The following is a 20,586-nucleotide window of genomic DNA, read 5'->3' as shown; positions in this document are numbered from 1 at the left end:
GGGCGGATGGAAAAATCAGCCTCGATCACCCCCGCGCTCACAGCCGGAGCCCTGGCCGGGGTCGAGAACCTGGCTGCGGAGGCGGTTGCCGCCGTGACCCGGCAGATTTACGCGCGCCACCCCGAGCTGTTGCAACGCTTCGGGGAACAGGGGCGCAACGCCTGCCGCGATGATCTCCAGCGCCATCTCGAATACCTGCTCGCCGCCCTGAACTGCGCCAGCCCCGCGCCCTTCAGCGACTACGCGCGCTGGCTGCATGCCGTTCTGGAAAGCCGCGGCGTGCCGGGCGGGCACGTGGCCGAATCGCTGCATCTGCTGCAGGAGTTTTTTCGCGAACGTCTGCTCCCGGCCGACCTCCCGGCCGTGGACAGCGTGTTGCAGGCGGGCATCGCGGCATTGTCCGGCGCGCCCGGCGTGGCCGAAGCCCCCGCCTACCAGCGTCTCCTGCCGCCCAGCCTGCCGCAAAGCGCCGACTATCTTCAGGCCCTGCTCGCGGGCAACCGGGCCGGTGCGACGAATACCGTGCTCGAGGTGATGGCGCGGCAAACCAGCCTGGTCGAGATAGGCATGGGCGTGATCCAGCCGGCGATGTATGAAATCGGCGCGCTGTGGCAAAACAACCGCATCAGCGTGGCGCAGGAGCACCTGGCGACGGCGATTTCCCAGACCGTGATGGCGCGCGCTTTCGCCCAGGCCGATTTTGCCGCCCCCCTGAATCGCAGGGCGCTGTTCGCCTGCGCGCCCGGCAACCAGCACAGCCTGGGGCTGCGCATGGTGTCCGACGCCTTCGAGGTGGCGGGATGGGAAGTGCAGTTTCTCGGCGCCGATGTGCCGGGCAAGGACCTGCTCGCCCAGGTGGCGCAGTGGCGTCCGGAGCTGCTCGGCCTGTCGCTCTCCCTGCCGGGCCAGATCAAGCCCGCCCGCGCGCTGGTCGAACAGTTGCGCGCCGAACTCGGAACGCAGTGCCCCGCCATCCTGGCCGGCGGACTGGCCACCAACCAGGCGGAAGGATTGTGGAAAGCGCTGGGCGCGGACCTGTGGGCCGCCCATGCCGGCGACAGCCTGAAGGAGGCAATGTGAACGCCGCGCCCGTCATCATCCAGGACGCGCTGCGCGAGCTGAGCGCGCTGGTGTATGCCGTATGCGACGGCAACGGCGTGCTGCTCGACGCCAACCGCGGCTTTCTCATGCTGGGCGAACGCGATGCCATGCCGGCCGGGGAATGGGACGTCTCCGGCCTGTTCGTCAATCCGCCCTTTTCCCGCCTCGCCGCCACCCTGAGCGAGGATGGCGTGGCTTATCGCGGGATTCTCAATATCGGGCCGCTTTCCGCTGTGTATTCCGTGCATGGCATGGTCTACCGCGAGGGAGAGCGGCTCTTTCTCGTGGCCGAGCACGATGTGCGCGAGTTGTCCCGGCTGAACCGCTCGGTGATCGAACTGAACGAGGAAATGGCGCAGATCGAGCGCGATCTGGTGCGCAAGAACCAGCTCCTGGCGCTGGCGCAAAGCCAGCTGGTGCAAACTGAAAAAATGGCCAGCATCGGCCAGCTCGCGGCGGGCGTGGCGCACGAGATCAACAATCCCATCGGCTTCGTGTATTCCAACCTGACTTCGCTGGAGGGCTACCTGCGCGACCTGTTCAGCGCCCTGGATGCGTGCGCGCGGGGCGAAGAGGCAACTCGCCTGGAGGCGCTGTGGCAGGAACTCGACCTGGATTTTCTCCGCCAGGACATTCCCCTGCTGCTGGGGGAAAGCCGCACGGGCATCGCGCGGGTGAAAGATATCGTGCAGAACCTGCGCGATTTCGCGCACATCGATGGCGACAGCAACTGGCAGTGGGAAACCCTGCCGCGCTGCCTCGACAGCACCCTGGAGGTATTGCGCGGCGCCATCTCGGGCAAGATCGAAATCGTGCGGGAATATGGCGAAACGCCGGAAATCGAATGCCAGCCCTCGCAACTGAACCAGGCCTTCATGAACATCCTGCTCAATGCCGCCCAGTCCATCGAGGGCAAGGGCGTCATCCGGGTGCGCACCGGACAGGAAGGCGAACAGGTGAGGGTGGAAATCAGCGACAGCGGCAGCGGCATCGCGCCGGACATCCTGCCGCGCATTTTCGAGCCCTTCTTCACCACCCGGCCGGTGGGTACGGGCACCGGGCTGGGGCTGTCCGCCGCCTTCAACATCATCGCCCAGCATCAGGGCCGGATCGAGGCGGAAAGCACGCCCGGCAAGGGAACCCTGGTGCGCATCCGGCTCCCCATCAGGCGGCAGGCCCATGACTGAAGCCACGCACAAGCAGCAGCAGGAAAGACTGCGCCTGCTGGAGCGCGCCATCGACTCCACCTTCAACGCCATCCTGATCACCGACGCGACCCAGCCGCACAACCCGCTGATCTACGTCAACTCCGCCTTCGAGCGCATTACCGGCTACAGCCGGGAAGAAGTGCTGGGGCGCAATTGCAGCTTCCTCCAGAACGGCGACCGCGACCAGCCGGACGTTCTCGAATTGCGCAGCGCCATCCGCGAACAGCGCGAGGGCCGCGCGGTGCTGCGCAATTACCGCAAGGACGGCAGCATGTTCTGGAACGAGCTGCTGATCGCGCCGGTACGCGATGAGCAGAACCGGGTCACGCATTTCATCGGCGTGCAGAACGATGCCAGCGAGCGCCTGAACTATCAGGCGCAGCTCGAACACCAGGCTACCCACGATGCGCTCACCGGGCTGGCCAACCGCAGCCTGCTGGGCGACCGGCTGGAACAGGCGATCGTGTTCGCCCGCCGCGCCGGGCGGCTGGTGGCGGTCATGATGATCGACATCGACCGCTTCAAGCTGGTCAACGACACCCTCGGCCACGCCTGTGGCGACGCCCTGATCCGCGAGGTCGGCGGGCGCCTGTCGCGCTGCGTGCGCCCCGGCGACACCGTGGCACGGCTGGGCGGGGACGAATTCATGGTGGTGATGTCGGACATGGCGAGCGAGGACGATGCCGCCACCCTGGCGCGTCACCTGATCGAGACCGTGGCAACGCCCATGAAACTGGATTGTCACGACATGATCGTCACCGCCAGCCTGGGTGTGGCGCTCTACCCCAAGGATGGCGAGCAGGCTGCCGATCTGATGAAAAACGCGGACGTGGCGATGTACCGCGCCAAGGATCTGGGGCGCAACAGCTTTCAGTTCTACTCGCCGGAATTCAACGCCCGCACGCTCGAACGGCTTGAACTCGAAACCCGCCTGCGCGGCGCCCTGAAGCAGGGCGAACTGGTGCTGCATTACCAGCCCCAGGCCGATCTGCAAAGCGGGCGCGTGATCGGCGCCGAGGCGCTGATCCGCTGGAACCACCCGGTGCTGGGCATGGTCTCCCCCGCCGATTTCATACCGCTGGCCGAGGAAACCGGCCTGATCGTGCCGATCGGGGAATGGGTGATCGAAACCGCGTGCCGCCAGCTCAAGGCCTGGCAGGACGAGGGGCTGCCGGACATGGTCCTGTCCGTGAACGTCTCGGCGCGCCAGTTCCAGCAGGAAAACCTGTCCCGCGTAGTCGAACAGGCGCTGCGCCAGAATGAAGTCGAGGCTCGCTGCCTGGATCTGGAAGTGACCGAAAGCGCGGCGATGCGCAACCCGGACCAGACCATCGCCATCCTGCGGCAATTAAAGGAAATCGGCGTCAAGGTCTCGCTCGACGATTTCGGCACCGGCTATTCCAGCCTGAATTATCTCAAGCGCTTCCCGATCGACACCCTGAAAATCGACCGCTCTTTCGTGCATGACATCACCACCGACCCGGATGTTGCCGCCATCGCGCTGTCCGTCATTTCCCTGGCACACAGCCTGAAACTCGGCGTGATCGCCGAAGGCGTCGAAACCGAGGCACAGCTCAGCCTGCTGCGGCGGCACCGCTGCGACAGAATGCAGGGCTTCTTTTTCAGCCGCCCGGTGCCCGCCGGGGAATTCGCCGCCATGCAGCGCGCGGGGCGCATGCTGGATGCGCACGGCGCGGAACCCTCCGCCAGCGTGCGCACCCTGCTGCTGGTCGATGACGAGGCATTCATCCTCAATGCCCTGCAACGTGTGCTGCGCGGCCAGGGTTATCGCATCCTGAAAGCCAGCAGCGCGGAAGAAGGACTGGAACTGCTGGCGCTCAACGAGGTGCAGGTGATTGTTTCCGACCAGCGCATGCCGGGCATGAAGGGCACCGAATTTCTCTGCCGGGTCAAGGAAATGTATCCGGACACCATTCGCATCGTGCTGTCCGGCTATACCGATCTGGCGCTGGTGACCGAGGCCATCAACCGCGGCGCCATTTTCAGGTTTCTCAGCAAGCCCTGGGAAGATGATCAGATACGCGCGCAGATTCATGAAGCTTTCGTGGTCCACGAGGCCAAGCAGGATAAAATGCAGACAGCAGGAATGCAGAACGCTGAGCACAACGGAGAAAAGATAAAATGATCAATGTCACGCCCGGAAAACCGGAACGCACCATTCTGCTGGTGGACGACGAGGCCAACATCCTCTCCGCCCTGACCCGGCTGCTGCGCCCGCTTGGCTACCACATCCTGCGCGCCGGCAGCGGCAAGGAAGGACTGGAGCTGCTGGCGCAGAATGAAGTCGGGGTGATCGTCTCCGACCAGCGCATGCCGGAAATGACCGGCTCGGAATTTCTCATGCAGGTGCGTGACCGCTACCCGGACACGATACGCATCGTGCTCTCCGGCTATACCGAGCTGAATTCGATCACGGACGCCATCAACCGGGGCGCCATCTACAAGTTCCTCACCAAGCCCTGGGAGGACGAGCTGCTGCGCGCCAACATCGAGGAAGCCTTCCAGCGCTACGAGATGAAGCGCGAGAACCACCGCCTCAACAACGAGATGGAACAGCGCGTGGTGGAAAAAACGCGCGAGCTGACGCGCAACCTGAAAATGCTGCAGGTTTCGCAGGAGATTCTGGAAGCCCTGCCGGTCGCCGTGATCGGCATCGACAACGAAGGCGTGATCGTAGTGGCCAATTCCATGGCCCATCACCTGCTCGGCCGCGGCGGGGAGCAAGCGCTGCTGGGAGAGGCCGCCCAGGCGCTGATTCCACCCGAGCTGCAGGCCTGCACGGGGGACGCCATCGTTACCCTGCCCGACGGCACCTCCATGCACTGCTGGCAAACCACGATGGGCCGCCTGTCCCATTCCCAGGGCATGGTGCTGGCATTCTCGCCACAGCAGCAACCAGAGCAGTCAACTTGAGACTGTAGGTCGGGCTTCAGCCCGACATTTCGGGCTGAAGCCCGACCTACATCCCGGAAATTTAACAGGTAGAACACGATGAATGAAATTCTCAACAATCTGCATCAGTTGCCGTCCATTCCCGCCGTGGTGCAGGAGCTGATCAGCAACTTCGACAATCCCGAGCTCGACAGCCAGCATCTGGCGCAGAAAATCGGCCAGGATCAGGCGCTCACCGCCAAGGTGTTGCGCGTCGCCAATTCGGCCTTCTACGGCCTGCCGCGCCAGGTGGGCTCGATCCAGGAAGCCGTGGTGGTACTGGGTTTCAGCACGGTGCGCAGCCTGGTGCTGTCCGCTGGCATCATCGATGCCTTCGCAACCGCCAGCCCGGCCTGCGTGGACCACAGGCGGCACTGGCAGCGCAGTCTGGACACCGCCACCTACGCCCGGGCCGTGGCCAAATGCCTGCGCCAGGATAGCGAAACGGCCTTCTCCGCCGGATTGCTGCACGACATCGGCATCATGGTGCTGGACGTATGCGACCACGAGCGCTTCGCCGCCTTGTGGCAGGCCACGGAGGCGGGCGAAAACGGCCTGATCGAGGCCGAGCGCGCCGCCCTGGGCTTCGATCATGCCGAACTCGGCGCCGAGGTGGCGCGCCGCTGGAAATTTCCGCCCGTCATCGAGGAGGCGATTCGCCGCCACTACCAGCCCGAATACCAGCCGTTCCAGCTGCTGACGGGCATCGTGCAGGCCGCCGCGATACTGGCGCGGCTGGGCGAAGAACAAGTGCCGGCGGACCAATGGTTCGCGCATATTCCACCCGCCCTGAGCAATGCCTTGAAGCTGGACCGGGAGCGGCTGGAAAAATGCCTGCCGCAGCCGGAGCAGGTGGAAGCCGCCAAAAATCAGATGCTGGCCTGAGGAGATTCCATGGCGCTCGACCGCATGACCAAACTGTCGTGGATCTACGACCTGTATCGCCTCGGGCAATCCCCGCTGCTGCTGGAAAAACCGGACGAAATCTATCAGCAACTGCTGGCCCACATCGTTGCCGGTTTCGATGCCCGCAGCGGCTCGCTGGCCTTGTTGAACGAGGACCAGTCGATGCTCACCATTGTCGCCGGGATGGAATTGCCGCCGGGCGTGATCGGCGGCACGGTTCCCCTGGGCAGCGGCGTGCTGGGCTGGGTTGCCCAGCAGGGCCAGCCGCTCCTGATCAATGGCGATCTCGACCCGCAGAAATATCCGGGCATCCAGCGCCGGCGCGAGCAGGCAGCGCCAAGCTCGGCCTTGTGCTGGCCGCTCAAGCTGCGCGAACGGGTGATTGGCGCCCTGAGCGTGAACCGCCCGGCGGACAAAACGGCCTTTGGCGACAGCGACCGCGAACAGGGCACCGCCGTGCTCAATCTTGCCAGCCTGGCACTGGAAAATATCCAGCTGCAGCTCGATCAGCAGCGGCGCATTGCGGAGTTGCAGGCAAGCAACCAGAAACTGGAGGAGGCGCAGGGCCAGTTGCTGCAGGCGGAAAAAATGGCTTCCATCGGCCAGCTTGCCGCCGGTGTGGCGCATGAAATCAACAATCCGGTCGGTTATGTGGCTTCCAACATCAGCGCCCTGGGGCGCTATGTGAACGATCTGCTGTCCCTGCTCGATGCCTACGAGCAGCTCGATGGCACCCTCTCCGGTGATGCGCCGGAACTGCTGGCATTGCGGGCGCTCAAGGAGAAGGTCAACCTCACCTATCTGCGCGAGGATTTGCACGACCTCCTGGCGGAATCGAAGGAAGGGCTGGAGCGGGTCAAGAAAATCGTCCTCGACCTGAAAACCTTTTCCCACGTGGACCAGTCCGAATGGCAAATCACCGATCTGCATCAGGGGCTGGAGAGCACGCTAAACATCGTGTGGAACGAGCTCAAGTACAAGGCCGAAGTGGTCAAGGAATATGGCAATCTGCCGGAAATCGAGTGCTTGCCCTCGCAGCTCAACCAGGTATTCATGAACCTCATGGTCAATGCCGCGCACGCCATCGAGAACCACGGCACCATCACCCTGCGCACCGGCCAGGCGGGCGAACAGGTGTGGGTGGAAGTGGCCGACAGCGGCAAGGGCATTGCGCCTGAACATCTCAACCGCATCTTCGATCCCTTTTTCACCACTAAACCGGTGGGCAAGGGCACCGGGCTGGGCTTGTCCCTGTCCTATGGCATCGTGAAAAAACACCACGGCCAGATCGAGGTGGACAGCACGCCGGGCCAGGGGACGACCTTCCGCGTATGGCTGCCGCTGCGGCAGGCCGTAAAACAGGAAAGCGATTGATCCGGCCCTTGAATATCCGGGGATGTTGGAGGCCCGCCCCCGGGCCGATATTGCCTCGGCTCCGCTCACGGAGCCGAGGGATCGCGGCGAGCCCCCGGCCAAAGCACCCGAGGACAAGGGCGCCGCTCCTACCCGTGAATTTGAGGGCCGGGTGAATAAACAAGAGGATCTTGCGTGCCGTGACTGAAACCAAGAAAAAGATATTTGATACCGTTTTCGGTGAAAAAGGCGAGGAAAGGCGCATCAGCGCGCTGGCCGCCGCAATCCTGGTGCTCACCGTGCTGGTCACCGGGGCCATCCTGTTCGCCGTACTGGCGCAGCAGTTAAGGGCCAAGCTGGAAAACGGCCTGGAGCGCACGCTCAACGACCGGGCAGTATTGTTCCACCACGAAATCGATAGCGGCATTGCCATCGCCGATGGCATCGCCAACCGGCGGCCGCATCTCGGCAGGATGATGGCGGCAATAAACACCGGCTCGGCGGATGAGGAAACCCGGCGCGAAATCGGCGTGGTGCTGGATGCCGTTCGTCGCGACCAGAAGCTTTCGGCGCTGGCGTTGTACGACGCGCGCGGCGAGCTGGTGGCCATGAACGGGGAATTTCTGCGCCAGCCGTTCAGCGTAAGCCTGCGCCACCCGGAAAACGCGACCCTGATCTGGCATGACGGTTTTTACCTCGGCCTGGCCGCGACGATGCAGCAGAATGGGGCAAAAATCGGGACAGTCAGGACGGAGCACCCGCTGACCACCCTCACCGCCAGCTTTCTTGATTACCGCGGCAGCGGCAAAACCGGGGAGATTGCGCTCTGCGCGGCCCTGTCGGCCGGGCAGATGCGCTGCTTTCCCACCCGTCACCGCCCGCAGCCTTTCGATAGTCCGCGCAGCATAGCTGGCGAGTGGTTGCCCCTGAGCCTGGCCATAGAGGGGAAAAGCGGGGTGAACACCACGCTCGACTATCGTGGCCATGAAGTATTCGACGCCTACAGCCCGGTGGGCGACAGCGGGCTGGGGATGGTGGTGAAAATCGACCGGAACGAGTTGCTGCAGCCGATCCGCGGGAATTTGCTGTGGATCGTTCCTTTCCTCGCCGCGCTGCTGGCGCTCGGTTTTGCCCTGCTGCGCTGGCGGATGGGGCCGCTGCTGCGCGAGGTGGTGAATGCCAGAACGCGGGTGCATGGCATTCTGGACAACACGGCGGACGGGATTGTCACCACCGATGAGGAGGGTGTGATCGAATCATGCAATTATGCCGCCGCCCGGATTTTTGGTTATTCCGCAGCCGAGGTCATCGGCAGAAATGTCAACATGCTGATGCCGGAATCTGACCGCAGCAAGCATGATGAAGGCATGCGCAGGTATCTGGACAGCGGCCTGGCCCGGGTGATCGGCCACGGCCCGCGCGAGCTGCGGGGTTTGCGCAAGGATGGTTCGGTGTTCCCCATGGAAATGACGCTGGGTGAAATGCAGCTGGACGGCAGGCGCCTGTTCATCGCCTCGATACGTGACACCAGTGAGCTCATGCAGGCGCACGACGAGCTCAAATCCAGCTTTGTGGCATTGCAGGCAGCCAGCCGCGACCTGGAAAAGACGCATGCCCAGCTCAGGCAGGCGGAACTGGACAACGAACAGAAGATGGACTCGCTGGCGGAGGCGAATGTGCGCATGGTGCTCTACCACGACACCATGGAACAGGTGCGGCATGCCGATGCGAGCTTTTCCGGCAGCGGCGATGCGGATGCCTTTTACCACAGCGTTCTGAGCGACGCGATGTCCCTGACCGGCGCGAAATACGGCGCGATCGGCCGCTTCGACGCAGGCGGCAAGCTACAGCAATTCCTGACCGAAGGCATCTCCGAGGAAGAGCGGCAGAAAATCGGCCCCTATCCGGTGGGCAAGGGCCTGCTCCAGGCGTTTTACCGAGAAAACACCATCACGCGCATCAACCGCATTGCCGATGACCCGCGCTCCTGCGGCTTCCCGCCCGGCCACCCGCCGATGAACAGCCTGCTGGGGGTGCCGCTCAATGTCAGCGGCGTGACCCGGGGCGTGATTTACCTGACGGACAAGGACGGCGGGGTACCTTTCACGGATCAGGACGAAATGCTGGTGGAGATGGTCGCGCGCGAAGTGGAGCATATCCTGGAGCGGGGCGAACTGATGGCCAGCCTGCGCGACACCAATCAGGCCCTGTCCCGGGAACGGGCGGAGCAGCAGAATCTGATCACGAAACTGCAGGAGGCCCAGGGCCAGTTGCTGCAATCCGAGAAGATGGCTTCCATCGGCCAGCTGGCGGCGGGCGTGGCGCACGAGATCAACAATCCGATCGGTTATGTGTATTCCAACTTCGGTACGCTGGAAAAATACATTCACGACCTGTTTTCCATGCTCGACCTGTTCGAAAGCGCCGAGGGCGAATTCCCGCCCAACAGCGCCAGCCTCTCCAGGATCAGGGCCTACAAGGACTCCCTCGATCTTCCCTTCCTCAAGGAGGACATTCCCTCCCTCATGCACGAGTCCAAGGAAGGCATTGTCCGGGTGAAAAAGATCGTGCAGGACCTCAAGGATTTCTCCCATGTGGATGAGGCGGAATGGCAGTGGAGCGATTTGCATAAGGGCCTGGACAGCACGCTCAACATCGTGTGGAACGAACTCAAGTACAAGGCGGAAGTGGTCAAGGAATACGGCGTATTGCCCGAAGTCGAATGCATCCCCTCGCAGTTGAACCAGGTGTTCATGAATCTGCTGGTCAACGCGGGCCATGCCATCGAAAACCGCGGCACCATCACCATCCGTACCGGCCAGGAAGGTGATCAGGTGTGGGTGGAAGTCACCGACACCGGCAAGGGGATTGATGCGGCGAATCTCAAGCGCATTTTTGAACCTTTCTTCACCACCAAGCCGGTCGGAAAAGGCACCGGACTTGGATTGTCGCTATCCTATGGTATCGTGACGAACCACCATGGGCTCATCCAGGTGGAGAGCACGCCCGGCGTGGGCACGACATTCCGTGTCCGGCTGCCGGTGAAACAAGCAGAGAAAGCCTCATGAGTGATATACAGCCCAGCCCGGACCAGCCATCCTCTTCCGCCACCTTGCTGTTCGTGGATGACGAACCCAATATTCTCAGCGCCTTGCGCCGCCTGTTCCGCCCCCATGGCTACAAGATACATACCGCTGAAGGCGGTGCACCCGGCCTGGAGGTGCTCGAACGCGAGCCGGTGGACCTGGTGATCTCGGACATGCGCATGCCCAATATGGACGGCGCCCAGTTCCTCGAACAGGTGCGCCAGAAGTGGCCCGACACCATGCGCATCCTGCTGACCGGCTATGCCGACGTGAGCTCCACCATTGCCGCCATCAACAAGGGTGAGATATACCGCTATGTCGCCAAGCCGTGGAACGACGACGACATCGTTCTGCTGGTGAAGCAGGCCCTGGAACTGAAGAACCTCGAGCGTGAAAAACTGCGGCTGGAAGAACTGGCGCTGCGCCAGAACGAGGAACTCAAGGAGCTGAATGCCAATCTGGAAGCCAAGGTGCAGGAACGTACCCAGGAAGTCCGCCAGACCATGGGGTTTCTCGAGCTGGCCAACAAGAAGCTGAAGGAAAACTTCATCACCTCGCTCAAGGTCTTTTCCAACCTGATCGAGCTCAGGGAGCGCAGCCTGGCCGGACATTCCAGGCGCGTGGCCGACCTGGCGCGCACCCTGGCCAAGCGCATGAATCTCTCCGACAGCGAAGTCAATGACATTTTCGCCGCCGCCCTGCTGCATGATATCGGCAAGATCGGCCTGCCCGACAAGGTGCTGACCAAACCCTTCGTCACCCTGGCCGGGGAAGAGCGCGATGAAGTGCTGCGCCACCCCGCGACGGGCCAGGCGGCGCTCATGGGCCTTGAGCAGTTGCACGGCGCGGCCAGGCTGATCAGGTCTCACCACGAGCGCTGGGACGGCATGGGTTTTCCGGACGGCCTGTCCGGCCTGGCGATTCCCGCCGGCGCGCGTATTCTGGCGCTGGCGAATGATTACGATGCCGTGCAGATCGGCACCCTGCTCAGCAAACGGCTGACACAGAGCGAAGCCGTGACCTATATTGTCGAGGGCCGCGGCAAGCGCTATGACCCCGAAGTGGTGGACGTGTTCGCCCCCATGATGGGCGGGCAGGTCAAATCCGCCACGGCCGAAATCGAGATCAAGCCCTCCCTGCTCAAGCCGGGCATGAGTCTGTCGCGCGACCTGGTCACCTCCGAGGGCATCATGCTGCTCTCGCGTGATTTCGTGCTGACCGAGGTCATCATCGAGCAGATCCGCAATTTCGAGCGATCGTCAGGCCGCGCCCTGACGCTCCACATCAGCACCAAAAAAGGAGATTGAATATGTATCGCATCATGCTGGTGGATGACGAGGAAAACATTCTCAAGGCATTGCGCCGCTTACTGATCAACACGCCGTGCATATACGAAGGCGTGGAATACCCGGTCAAAGTGGAGATCTTCACCTCCGCCGCCGAGGCCCTGAATTACGCGCAGCACAACGCGGTGGACCTGGTGCTATCGGATTACCGCATGCCCGGCAAGGATGGCGTTGCCTTCCTCAGGGAATTCAAGGAGATCCAGCCCCATGCCGCGCGCCTGATCCTGTCCGGCTACGCCGACCTCAACGCCGTGATCGGCGCCATCAACGAGGCGCAGATTTACCGCTTCCTCAACAAGCCGTGGAACGATTACGAGCTGGTGTCGAGCATTGCCCAGGCACTGGCTTACCGCAACCTGATGCTGGAAAACCTGCATCTCGCCGACAAGGCGCGCGTCGAGAAAGGCGCGATGACAGCCCAGGAACTCGAACGCAAGCGCCTGGAGGAACAGGAACCGGGCATCACCCAGGTCAACTGGGGGCCGGACGGGTCAGTGATTCTGGATTTCAGCGAGGACTAGTGCCATGTAGCACATGAATCTTCGCAAACAAACCCCTCCAAACCTCCCCTTGTCAGGGGAGGCTTAAAGTCCCATGTAGGTTGGGTTAGCGGCCTTATCGCGTAACCCAACAAACCCAAACTTCAAAACCTGTTCTTGATGTTCGGGTTTGTTGGGTTACGGCGCAAAAACCGCGCCTAACCCAACCTACATGAGACTTTGCGCCCTTTGCGGTGGAATATGGTTTTCAGGCTTATTCAGAGTTTCCCTGGCGTACCGCTTCAACGACCGGCGCTGTCAGGACCAGACGGGTCACCATGAAATTTTCCCCGTCTTTTTCATAGCGTAATTCAGCCCCCTGCTTCGGCAGCAGCGAACGCACCAGGCGCAGGCCGGTATTGACGCCCCTGCTGCTGGCGAAATCGAAGTCTTCTTCCCCGGCCAGGCTATTGTGGATGGAAACCCGGGCACGACAGCCATCGGTCCACAATTCCACCACCGGATCGACGCCGCCCTGGGGCGTATGCTTGACCGCGTTGAGAATCAGCTCATTCAGCACCAGGGCAACGGCAACCGCCTCATCCTTGTCGAGCTGAACTGGCGCGAAGCCGGGCCGGTCATCTTCAACCCGGAAAACGACCGGGCGCTGGAATTGTTCCTGAACTCCATGGCAGATTTCTCTCACCGTATCGGAGAGGAGGATAGCCTCTTCGGGCCCGGCGCTTTGCAGGCCATGGACCGCAGCGATGGCATAGACCTGGCAGATCGCCGTTTCAAGCCGCGGATTCATTTCCAGATACTTGCCCAGTTCCAGCCTCAGCAGGCCGGCCACGCTTTGCAGATTGTTCTTGATGCGGTGATGCACCTCGCGCACCAGGGTATCGCGGTGTGCCACCGCGTCGGCCAGGCGCTGCCGCTCCCTTTCCCTGCGCTCGCTGGTGTCCTGGGCAAAACCGGCCGTCCCCAGCAGCTGGCCATCCTGATTCAGAATGGGCGTCTTGAAGGTTTCCATCCAGCAAGGCTGCCCAAGATGGATTTCCTGTTCCTCGACCAGTTTCTGCTGCAAGGTGGTCATCACCTCGACGTCTTCCGCCCGATAGCGCTCAGCCAGTTCCTCCGGCCAAAGGTCGAAATCTGTTTTACCGATGATTTCCGCCGCGCTGGCTTTTCCGCTGGAGAGAACAAAGGCCTTGTTGACCGCGACAAAACGGCTGCCGGTATCCTTCAGCCACATCAGATAAGGCGTGTTGTCCAGCAAGGCCTTCAGCGAGGCCTGGCTGGCCCGCAAGGCGTCCTCGGCCTGCTTGCGATCGGTGATGTCCTCGTTGGTGCCGACCATGCGCACAGCCCGGCCGGACTCATCGTGATGAACCCTCGCTATGGAGCGAATACTGCGTATCTGTCCATCTCCGCGGCGAATGCGGAAGCAACTGTCGAAGGGCTGGCCCTGTTCAACCGCTTCCCTGGTTACGGCTTCGGCCAGCTCGATATCCTCCGGCAACACGCTGTTACGCCATGCCTCGTAGACATGGGTAAACAACGCAGGATCCATGCCATAGATGGCAAACATGGAATCATCCCAGACGAGTTCTCCGCTCGCCAGGTCATATTCCCACACCCCCACCCCGGCGGCCTCGGTCGCCAGCTTGAGGCGCTCGGCCGCTTTCCGTTGCGCTTCCTCCTGGCTGGCGGCCAGCAGATCGTAATCGCGCTGGCGGCGCTGGTAAAAAAACAGGCCGATCACACAGACCAGCACCAGGGAAACATACAAGCCGCCCTGCAAATACGCATCGCGGCGCCAGGAGGCAAAGATGGCGTCCATGTCGCGCGCCACGGCCACCACCATGGGCTTGTTCATGCGCAATGCCGGCGGCTGGATGGTGCGCAGCGAGATCATGCGCTCATCGCCAGTGGCATAAACGATGCCACTCATCGTATTGGCCTGCCTGCCGCTATCCCGGTGGCGGGTAAAAAAAGTGCCGGGTTTGGCCAGGTCCAGGCCCGGCACTCCCTTCCGCTCCGGCGTCATCATGAACAACCTGCCGTCGCCATGTGCCAGGGCTGACCACACTTCCGGCGCATAACGCACCGAATTTATCAGCACCTCGAATTCCTCGGGGTCCAGGGTGGCGCAAACAATGCCCGCGAACCGCCCATCCAGGCCAATGATGGCGCGCGACACGGTGATGGCGAAAACCCCGAGCACGGTCCTGAACGGAGGGCTGACATAGAGGGTTTCCGGATCGGGGTCGCGCAGCGGCATCTGAAAGTATTCGCGCTGGTTGAAATCACGCCCAATCAGCTGTTCCCGGTTGGAAATGGTCACGATGCCCCGGGCATCCAGAACCAGCATGGTGCGCACGCCGGTCATTGCTTCGCTGAGCGCTTTCAGGCGATGCGTGGCCTGTTCCCTGCCGTCCTTCAGCCGCTCCCAGCGCGGCAGCTCATTGCGAATGCCCGCCAGCGCCCGATTGATCGAATCCAGCTGGCTCGCCATGTTTTCATCCACCACCCTGGCCTGCGCGGACAGCACCTCCCGCTCAACCGTATCGACATGAACATGGTCAAGGTAAAGGTTGTAGGCAAGAAGCGCACCGAGAGCCAATAGCCCGGCGGCAAGAATCCGCCAGCGAAACAGAAAGGAACGCCGTTTGGTCAGAGGCGGCTGCATGCTCATTTTCAAATTGTTCATTTAGGGCCTGTTAACTCATTTCGCATCAAAACCGGACAGGAACAGCAATGTAGGGTGGGTTAGCGTTTTTTGCGTAACCCGCCAGGCGTTGCGTAGCAACACAACATTGACATTTCTGCTTCGGCTGCCGCAGTTCGGATAAAATACGTCTTTCCAGCCGGCCAATCCTGATCTCACCGTGGGTATCGTAACAAATTGTTAGATAAGACAAAACAAGACCCTTCCCAGGGCATTGAAAAACACACGCCGATGATGGTGCAATACCTGCGCATCAAGGCGGAACACCCCGGCATGCTGCTGTTTTACCGCATGGGGGATTTTTACGAGCTGTTTTTCAGTGATGCGGAGCGGGCAGCCCGGTTGCTGGGCATCACCCTCACCACGCGCGGCGTTTCCGCGGGTGAGCCGATCAAGATGGCGGGCGTTCCCTATCACGCGGCCGAGCAATACCTCGCCAAGCTGGTCAAGCTGGGTGAAACGGTGGCCATCTGCGAACAGGTGGGCGACCCGGCCACCTCGAAAGGCCCGGTTGAGCGCAAGGTGGCGCGCATCATCACACCCGGCACGCTGACCGATGCCGCCCTGCTCGACGACAAGCGCGACAGCCTGCTGCTGGCCCTCTCAACTTCCCCCCCTGACAAGGGGGGGGCGGGGGGGGTTAAGGGGCGGAACCAGCTCGGCGCGGCCTGGCTGAACCTGGCCAGCGGCCGCTTCACGCTGATGGAAATGGCGCCGGAGCAGCTTGGCGCGGTGCTGGAACGGCTCGGGCCGTCGGAAATACTGTATCCCGATGGCTTCACCCATGCCGCCCTGGCCAGTACAAAATGTGCCACCAAGACACTGGCGCCCTGGCAGTTCGATGCGGATTCCGCCCAGCACAAGCTGATCACCCAGTTCGGCACCCGCGACCTGGATGGTTTCGGCTGCACCGGCCTGAATCCGGCGATTGCCGCCGCTGGCGCCTTGCTGGAGTATGCCCAGACCACGCAATGCGGCAAGCTGCCCCACATCCAGAGTTTGCGCGTGGAGCGCGAGAGCGACTATGTGCTGCTCGACGCCGCCGCGCGGCGCAACCTGGAAATCAGCGAAACCTTGCGCGGCGAGACATCGCCCACCCTGCTGTCCCTGCTCGACACCTGCGCCAGCGGCATGGGCAGCCGCGCCCTGCGCCACTGGCTGCACCACCCGCTGCGCGATTACGGCATCTTGCGCGGCCGCCAGGACGCCATCGCCACGCTGCTGGGCGATGGCGGCGCCGCACCCCACCAGGCCATCCACAAAATCCTGCGGCAGTGCGCGGACATCGAGCGCATCACCGGGCGCATCGCCCTGCGCAGCGCCCGCCCGCGCGACCTGTCCGGCCTGCGCGACAGCCTGGCGCTGCTGCCCCGCTTGCAGGGCATCCTGGGGAGCCTCGACAGCCCGCGCCTCAGGGAGCTCGATCTCGCCACCACGGCGCCGCAGCACATCACTGACACATTACGCCTGGCGATCATGGACGAGCCCAGCAGCGTGCTGCGCGAAGGCGGCGTCATCGCCAGCGGCTTTGACGCCGAACTGGACGAGCTGCGCGCCATCCAGACCAATTGCGGCGATTTCCTGCTGGACCTGGAAGCCCGCGAGCGCGAACGCAGCGGCATTGCCAACCTCAAGGTCGAATACAACCGGGTGCACGGCTTCTACATCGAGGTCAGCCGCGCCCAGGCGGACAATGTGCCGGAGGACTACCGCCGCCGCCAGACCCTGAAAAATGCCGAGCGCTACATCACGCCCGAACTGAAAGCCTTCGAGGACAAGGCACTGTCCGCCTCGGAACGCGCGCTGGCGCGCGAGAAGCTGCTGTATGAAGGCCTGCTGGATACGCTCCAGCCCCACCTTGCCGCCTTGCAGGCCATCGCTGCCACGGTGTCCGAGCTGGATGTGCTGGCGGCCCTCGCCGAGCGCGCCGGGGCGCTGAACCTGACTGCGCCGGAATTCTGCGAGGAGGCGGTGATCGACATTCAGGCGGGGCGGCACCTGGTGGTGGAAAACCAGGCCGAAAATTTTATCGCCAACGACACCCGGCTTTCCCGCACGCGCCAGATGCTGCTCATCACCGGCCCCAACATGGGCGGCAAATCGACCTACATGCGGCAGACCGCGCTGATCGTGCTGCTGGCCTACTGCGGCAGCTTTGTCCCGGCGCAGGACGCGCGCATCGGCCCGGTGGACCAGATTTTCACCCGCATCGGCGCCTCCGACGACCTGGCCGGCGGGCGCTCCACCTTCATGGTGGAAATGACGGAAACCGCCAATATCCTGCACAACGCCACGGAAAACAGCCTGGTGCTGCTGGACGAAATTGGGCGCGGCACTTCGACCTTCGACGGCCTGGCGCTGGCCTGGGCCATCGCGCGCCAGCTGATAGCCAAGACCCGCTGCCACACCCTGTTCGCCACTCATTATTTCGAACTGACCCAGCTCGCGCAGGAATTCAGGCAAGTCGCCAACGTGCATCTCGATGCCGTGGAGCATCGCGACCGCATCGTGTTTCTGCACAGCGTGGAAGAAGGCCCGGCCAGCCAGAGCTACGGCCTGCAGGTGGCGCAACTGGCGGGCGTGCCCGCAGGCGTGATCCAGCAGGCGAAGAAAAGACTGCTGCAACTGGAACAGCAAGGCCTGGAAGCCAGCCCGCAGCAAGATCTGTTTGCAGTGGCTCCCGCCGAGGAAGCGGAGCACCCCGCAGTCGCTGCGCTGAAACAGCTGAACCCGGACGAGCTAAGCCCCAGGGAGGCTCTGGAGCTTGTTTACCGGTTGAAGAAGATGGGGTAGTAAATGGTGAGGGGTGAGGCGTGAGGGGTGAGGCGAAAAGTCAAAAGCCCGCTCCGAACATGGTTCTACTCCTCACTCCTCACCCCTCACCCCTCACCCCTCACCCCTCACGCTTATCAATGATGATGCCCATGCTCGCCGTGCGCGTGCTCGTGGGCGATTTCGTCTGCCGTGGCGGGGCGTACTTCGGTGACCTCGCACTTGAACAGCAGCCGCTGGCCGGCCAGGGGGTGGTTGCCGTCCACGACCACCTTGTCATCGGTCACATCGGTCACGGTGTAGAGAATCCATTCATCTTCTCCATCCGCCGTTCCATCCGCGGCACCTTCAAACTGCATGCCCACTTCCAGCTGGTCATCGGGAAACTGGCTGCGCGGCTCGATCCGCACCAGGTCTGCGTCGTATTCGCCGAAAGCATGGTCCGGTTCCAGGGTGATCTCGCAGTTATCACCCACGGCCTTGTCATGCAGCGCTTCTTCCACCGTCGGAAAAATTCCGTCATAGCCGCCATGCAGGTAGCTGACGGCCTCTTCGCTTTGTTCCAGCACTTCGCCCTCGCTGTTGCGCAGCTCGTAGCGAATGGATACAACCGTATTTTTTGCAATTTTCATGCTTGCTCCAGAGTTTGTACAAGGCGCATCGCTTCAGCGGCATGGCCGCGGGGATTCACGCTGTAGAGCGCGTGACGCAATACACCCTGTTTATCGATAATAAAAGTGGAACGAACGATCCCCATTTTCTTTACACCGTCCTTTTCTTTTTCCTGCCATACCCCGTATTTCTCGCACATTTCGCCCTCGGTATCGGCCAGCAGCCTGACAGAAAGGCCATGCTTGTCGCGAAATGCGGCATGGGAAATGCAGTCATCCCGGCTGACGCCGAGCACCACGGTGTTCAACTGGGCAAGGTCTTCTTCCAGTTCACTGAACTCGATAGCCTGAATCGTACAACCCGGCGTATCGTCCTTGGGATAGAAATACAGGATCAGGTTCTTGCCCTTGAAGTCTTTCAGGCCCAGCATTTCCATATCGGAATCAGGCAAGCGAAAAGCGGGGGCGGGGTGACCAATTTCTAGCATCGGGGTCTCATCCATCGTTAAGGATATGGCGCGCACATTCTAACTGATTTTCCCAAACGGCTAAACTTTCGAGCGCCTCCCACGGCAAAGTGGAAAACCTGCCATAGCAGTGGTACTGTGCTGCTTACATCGTGCTGGAGCAAGGCTCATGACTGAACCGACCATCCCCGCCACACCCGAGTATCGCCGCCTTGAAGGGCCGCTGGAATATGAACAGGCCATCAACACCATCATCCAGCAAGCCAGTCGCGAGTTGCGCATTTTTGATTACGATCTGCGCAGCGAGGGTTACAACAGCCTGCAACGCTTCGAGCTATTGCAAAGCTTCCTGCTTGCCAGCCGCTTGAACCGGCTGGCTATCGTCCTCCATGACACGCGCTACCTGACCAGTGAATGCCCACGCATGATGAATCTGCTCAGACAGTTCAGTCACGCGATCAATGTTTATCAAACAACCGCTGAAGCGCGCATCGCAACCGACCCCTTCATCATCGCGGATGACGCCCACTTTTTGCATCGTTTTCATTATGACCACCCTCGTGCGGCTTTGAGCCTGAACGACAAGGATGCCGCGCTTGATCTGATCCGGCGCTTCAACGAAATTCTGGAACTATCCGAACCCGCAGCACCACCGACCACGCTGGGTTTATGAACGGGTCCACACGGGTTGATTGCATAAGATTTATTAATGCATATCAGTAAATTACTTATTCATAATATTTTACCGGTCGAGCTCTAGCATTTCCCGGAGAAGGCATATAGAATACTTCGCGTCGGTTGGCGCCCCGAATTCATTTGGAATAACCGACAACTTTATCGTAATTACATGTAATTTTTCAAAGGAAAGAAACAATGAAACATTCCGTTCTGCTCGCCGCTCTGCTGGCCCTGTCTTTGTCTGCTTGCGGTAAAAAAGAAGAAGCCGCTCCTGCTCCTGCTCCTGTTGTTGAAGCACCGGCTCCTGTTGCAGCCCCTGCTGCTGAACCTGTTGCACCTGCTGCACCTGCTGCTGACGCTGCTGCTCCTGCACCTGCTGACGCTGCTGCTCCTGCCGCTCCTGCTGCTGAACCTGCCAAGTAATTCAGGTCTTAGCGCAATGAAAAAGCCAGCCCTCGGGCTGGCTTTTTTTACGTCAAAAAATTTCAAATGATCTGCCGCCATTCGAACCCGGCTTCCTGTTCCGCAATTCCAATCCAATTCGCATCACAACCCAGTACCCGGCTCAACGCCCCTTTAGCTAGATGAGGCAGGTTGTTCTTTTCACTCAGGTGCGCCGCAATCACATGCTGTAGCAGACTCACGTCCAGCCTGCCCAGTAACGCCGCGGACGCTTCGTTATCCAGATGTCCAAAACGCCCCGCAACTCGCTGCTTCAGGCCCGGCGGATAGGGGCCATTGCGCAGCATATCCGCATCGTGATTACATTCCAGGACCAGCGCATGACAAGCGTTCAGAGTGGTCTCGATATGAGGGGTTGAGCAACCGGCGTCAGTCAGCACGCCCAGACGCCGCGCTCCGTCACCAAAGACGAACTGGGACGGTTCGCGGGCATC

16 protein-coding genes are annotated in these 20,586 nt (G+C 61.6%); 11 read left to right on the top strand and 5 right to left on the bottom strand.

The window, feature by feature from the left end; all coding sequences use genetic code 11:
• Positions 1–6: 6 nt before the first annotated feature.
• The 9 genes from WC392_10250 (at position 7) to WC392_10210 (ending at position 12,473) form a co-directional block, all read left to right on the top strand.
• Positions 7–1,080, top strand: coding sequence for a cobalamin-dependent protein (locus WC392_10250; protein MFA5242738.1), 1,074 nt, complete (start codon positions 7–9; stop codon positions 1,078–1,080).
• Complete coding sequence (locus WC392_10245; protein MFA5242737.1) at positions 1,077–2,288, top strand: ATP-binding protein; 1,212 nt, start codon at positions 1,077–1,079, stop codon at positions 2,286–2,288. Before WC392_10250 ends, WC392_10245 begins: the two co-directional genes overlap by 4 nt.
• Positions 2,281–4,455, top strand: coding sequence for an EAL domain-containing protein (locus WC392_10240; GenBank protein MFA5242736.1), 2,175 nt, complete (start codon positions 2,281–2,283; stop codon positions 4,453–4,455). The genes WC392_10245 and WC392_10240 overlap by 8 nt, the downstream gene beginning before the upstream one ends.
• Positions 4,452–5,243: a response regulator gene (locus tag WC392_10235; protein ID MFA5242735.1), complete on the top strand. Its 792-nt coding sequence runs from the start codon at positions 4,452–4,454 to the stop codon at positions 5,241–5,243. The genes WC392_10240 and WC392_10235 overlap by 4 nt, the downstream gene beginning before the upstream one ends.
• A 78-nt stretch (positions 5,244–5,321) precedes the next feature.
• Positions 5,322–6,146 (top strand): HDOD domain-containing protein, encoded by an 825-nt coding sequence (locus WC392_10230; protein ID MFA5242734.1) that lies wholly within the window; start codon positions 5,322–5,324, stop codon positions 6,144–6,146.
• A gap of 9 nt (positions 6,147–6,155) precedes the next feature.
• Positions 6,156–7,541 carry an ATP-binding protein gene (locus WC392_10225; GenBank protein MFA5242733.1) on the top strand — a complete coding sequence of 462 codons (1,386 nt, stop codon included), beginning with the start codon at positions 6,156–6,158 and terminating at the stop codon, positions 7,539–7,541.
• Between the two features lie 179 nt (positions 7,542–7,720).
• The gene (locus WC392_10220) at positions 7,721–10,588 is read left to right on the top strand and encodes a PAS domain S-box protein (protein MFA5242732.1); all 2,868 of its coding nucleotides are present in this window, start codon (positions 7,721–7,723) and stop codon (positions 10,586–10,588) included.
• On the top strand, positions 10,585–11,913 hold the full coding sequence (locus WC392_10215) for an HD domain-containing phosphohydrolase (protein ID MFA5242731.1): 1,329 nt from the start codon (positions 10,585–10,587) through the stop codon (positions 11,911–11,913). The genes WC392_10220 and WC392_10215 overlap by 4 nt, the downstream gene beginning before the upstream one ends.
• Positions 11,914–11,915: 2 nt before the next feature.
• On the top strand, positions 11,916–12,473 hold the full coding sequence (locus WC392_10210; protein ID MFA5242730.1) for a response regulator: 558 nt from the start codon (positions 11,916–11,918) through the stop codon (positions 12,471–12,473).
• 232 nt (positions 12,474–12,705) lie between these two features.
• On the opposite strand, the gene WC392_10205 is transcribed toward WC392_10210, so the two are convergent.
• Positions 12,706–15,144, bottom strand: a complete 2,439-nt coding sequence (locus tag WC392_10205; GenBank protein MFA5242729.1) for a PAS domain-containing protein — start codon at positions 15,142–15,144, stop codon at positions 12,706–12,708.
• 249 nt (positions 15,145–15,393) lie between these two features.
• Here WC392_10205 and mutS point away from each other — a divergent pair, with 249 nt between their 5' ends.
• Positions 15,394–17,955 (top strand): DNA mismatch repair protein MutS, encoded by a 2,562-nt coding sequence (gene mutS, locus WC392_10200; protein ID MFA5242728.1) that lies wholly within the window; start codon positions 15,394–15,396, stop codon positions 17,953–17,955.
• A gap of 116 nt (positions 17,956–18,071) precedes the next feature.
• Here mutS and WC392_10195 read toward each other — a convergent pair whose 3' ends face one another.
• A complete protein-coding gene (locus WC392_10195) occupies positions 18,072–18,566 on the bottom strand; it encodes a peptidylprolyl isomerase (protein ID MFA5242727.1) in 495 nt (164 codons plus the stop codon).
• Complete coding sequence (locus tag WC392_10190; protein MFA5242726.1) at positions 18,563–19,033, bottom strand: peroxiredoxin; 471 nt, start codon at positions 19,031–19,033, stop codon at positions 18,563–18,565. Before WC392_10190 ends, WC392_10195 begins: the two co-directional genes overlap by 4 nt.
• Before the next feature lie 148 nt (positions 19,034–19,181).
• Here WC392_10190 and WC392_10185 point away from each other — a divergent pair, with 148 nt between their 5' ends.
• Positions 19,182–19,685 (top strand): hypothetical protein, encoded by a 504-nt coding sequence (locus tag WC392_10185; GenBank protein MFA5242725.1) that lies wholly within the window; start codon positions 19,182–19,184, stop codon positions 19,683–19,685.
• Between the two features lie 69 nt (positions 19,686–19,754).
• Here the strand turns inward: WC392_10185 and WC392_10180 are convergent, their stop codons facing one another.
• Positions 19,755–20,063: a hypothetical protein gene (locus WC392_10180; GenBank protein ID MFA5242724.1), complete on the bottom strand. Its 309-nt coding sequence runs from the start codon at positions 20,061–20,063 to the stop codon at positions 19,755–19,757.
• Positions 20,064–20,175: 112 nt separating this feature from the next.
• Positions 20,176–20,586: MBL fold metallo-hydrolase (locus tag WC392_10175; GenBank protein ID MFA5242723.1), on the bottom strand; the 411-nt coding region annotated here is incomplete at its 5' end.

The organism is Sulfuricella sp., from assembly GCA_041651995.1.
In the GTDB taxonomy this organism is placed as follows: Bacteria; Pseudomonadota; Gammaproteobacteria; order Burkholderiales; family Sulfuricellaceae; genus Sulfurimicrobium.
Note: the sequence above shows the minus strand (reverse complement) of the source record. Positions and strands in the feature narration are given on the sequence as shown.

Excerpts from the sequence above, each read along its gene's own strand:
- WC392_10250 (MFA5242738.1), top strand. The coding sequence starts at position 7 with ATGGAAAAATCAGCCTCGATCACCCCCGCGCTCACAGCCGGAGCCCTG.
- WC392_10240 (MFA5242736.1), top strand. The coding sequence starts at position 2,281 with ATGACTGAAGCCACGCACAAGCAGCAGCAGGAAAGACTGCGCCTGCTG.
- WC392_10235 (MFA5242735.1), top strand. The coding sequence starts at position 4,452 with ATGATCAATGTCACGCCCGGAAAACCGGAACGCACCATTCTGCTGGTG.
- WC392_10230 (MFA5242734.1), top strand. The coding sequence starts at position 5,322 with ATGAATGAAATTCTCAACAATCTGCATCAGTTGCCGTCCATTCCCGCC.
- WC392_10225 (MFA5242733.1), top strand. The coding sequence starts at position 6,156 with ATGGCGCTCGACCGCATGACCAAACTGTCGTGGATCTACGACCTGTAT.
- WC392_10215 (MFA5242731.1), top strand. The coding sequence starts at position 10,585 with ATGAGTGATATACAGCCCAGCCCGGACCAGCCATCCTCTTCCGCCACC.
- WC392_10210 (MFA5242730.1), top strand. The coding sequence starts at position 11,916 with ATGTATCGCATCATGCTGGTGGATGACGAGGAAAACATTCTCAAGGCA.
- WC392_10205 (MFA5242729.1), bottom strand. The coding sequence starts at position 15,144 with ATGAACAATTTGAAAATGAGCATGCAGCCGCCTCTGACCAAACGGCGT.
- mutS (MFA5242728.1), top strand. The coding sequence starts at position 15,394 with ATGATGGTGCAATACCTGCGCATCAAGGCGGAACACCCCGGCATGCTG.
- WC392_10195 (MFA5242727.1), bottom strand. The coding sequence starts at position 18,566 with ATGAAAATTGCAAAAAATACGGTTGTATCCATTCGCTACGAGCTGCGC.
- WC392_10190 (MFA5242726.1), bottom strand. The coding sequence starts at position 19,033 with ATGCTAGAAATTGGTCACCCCGCCCCCGCTTTTCGCTTGCCTGATTCC.
- WC392_10185 (MFA5242725.1), top strand. The coding sequence starts at position 19,182 with ATGACTGAACCGACCATCCCCGCCACACCCGAGTATCGCCGCCTTGAA.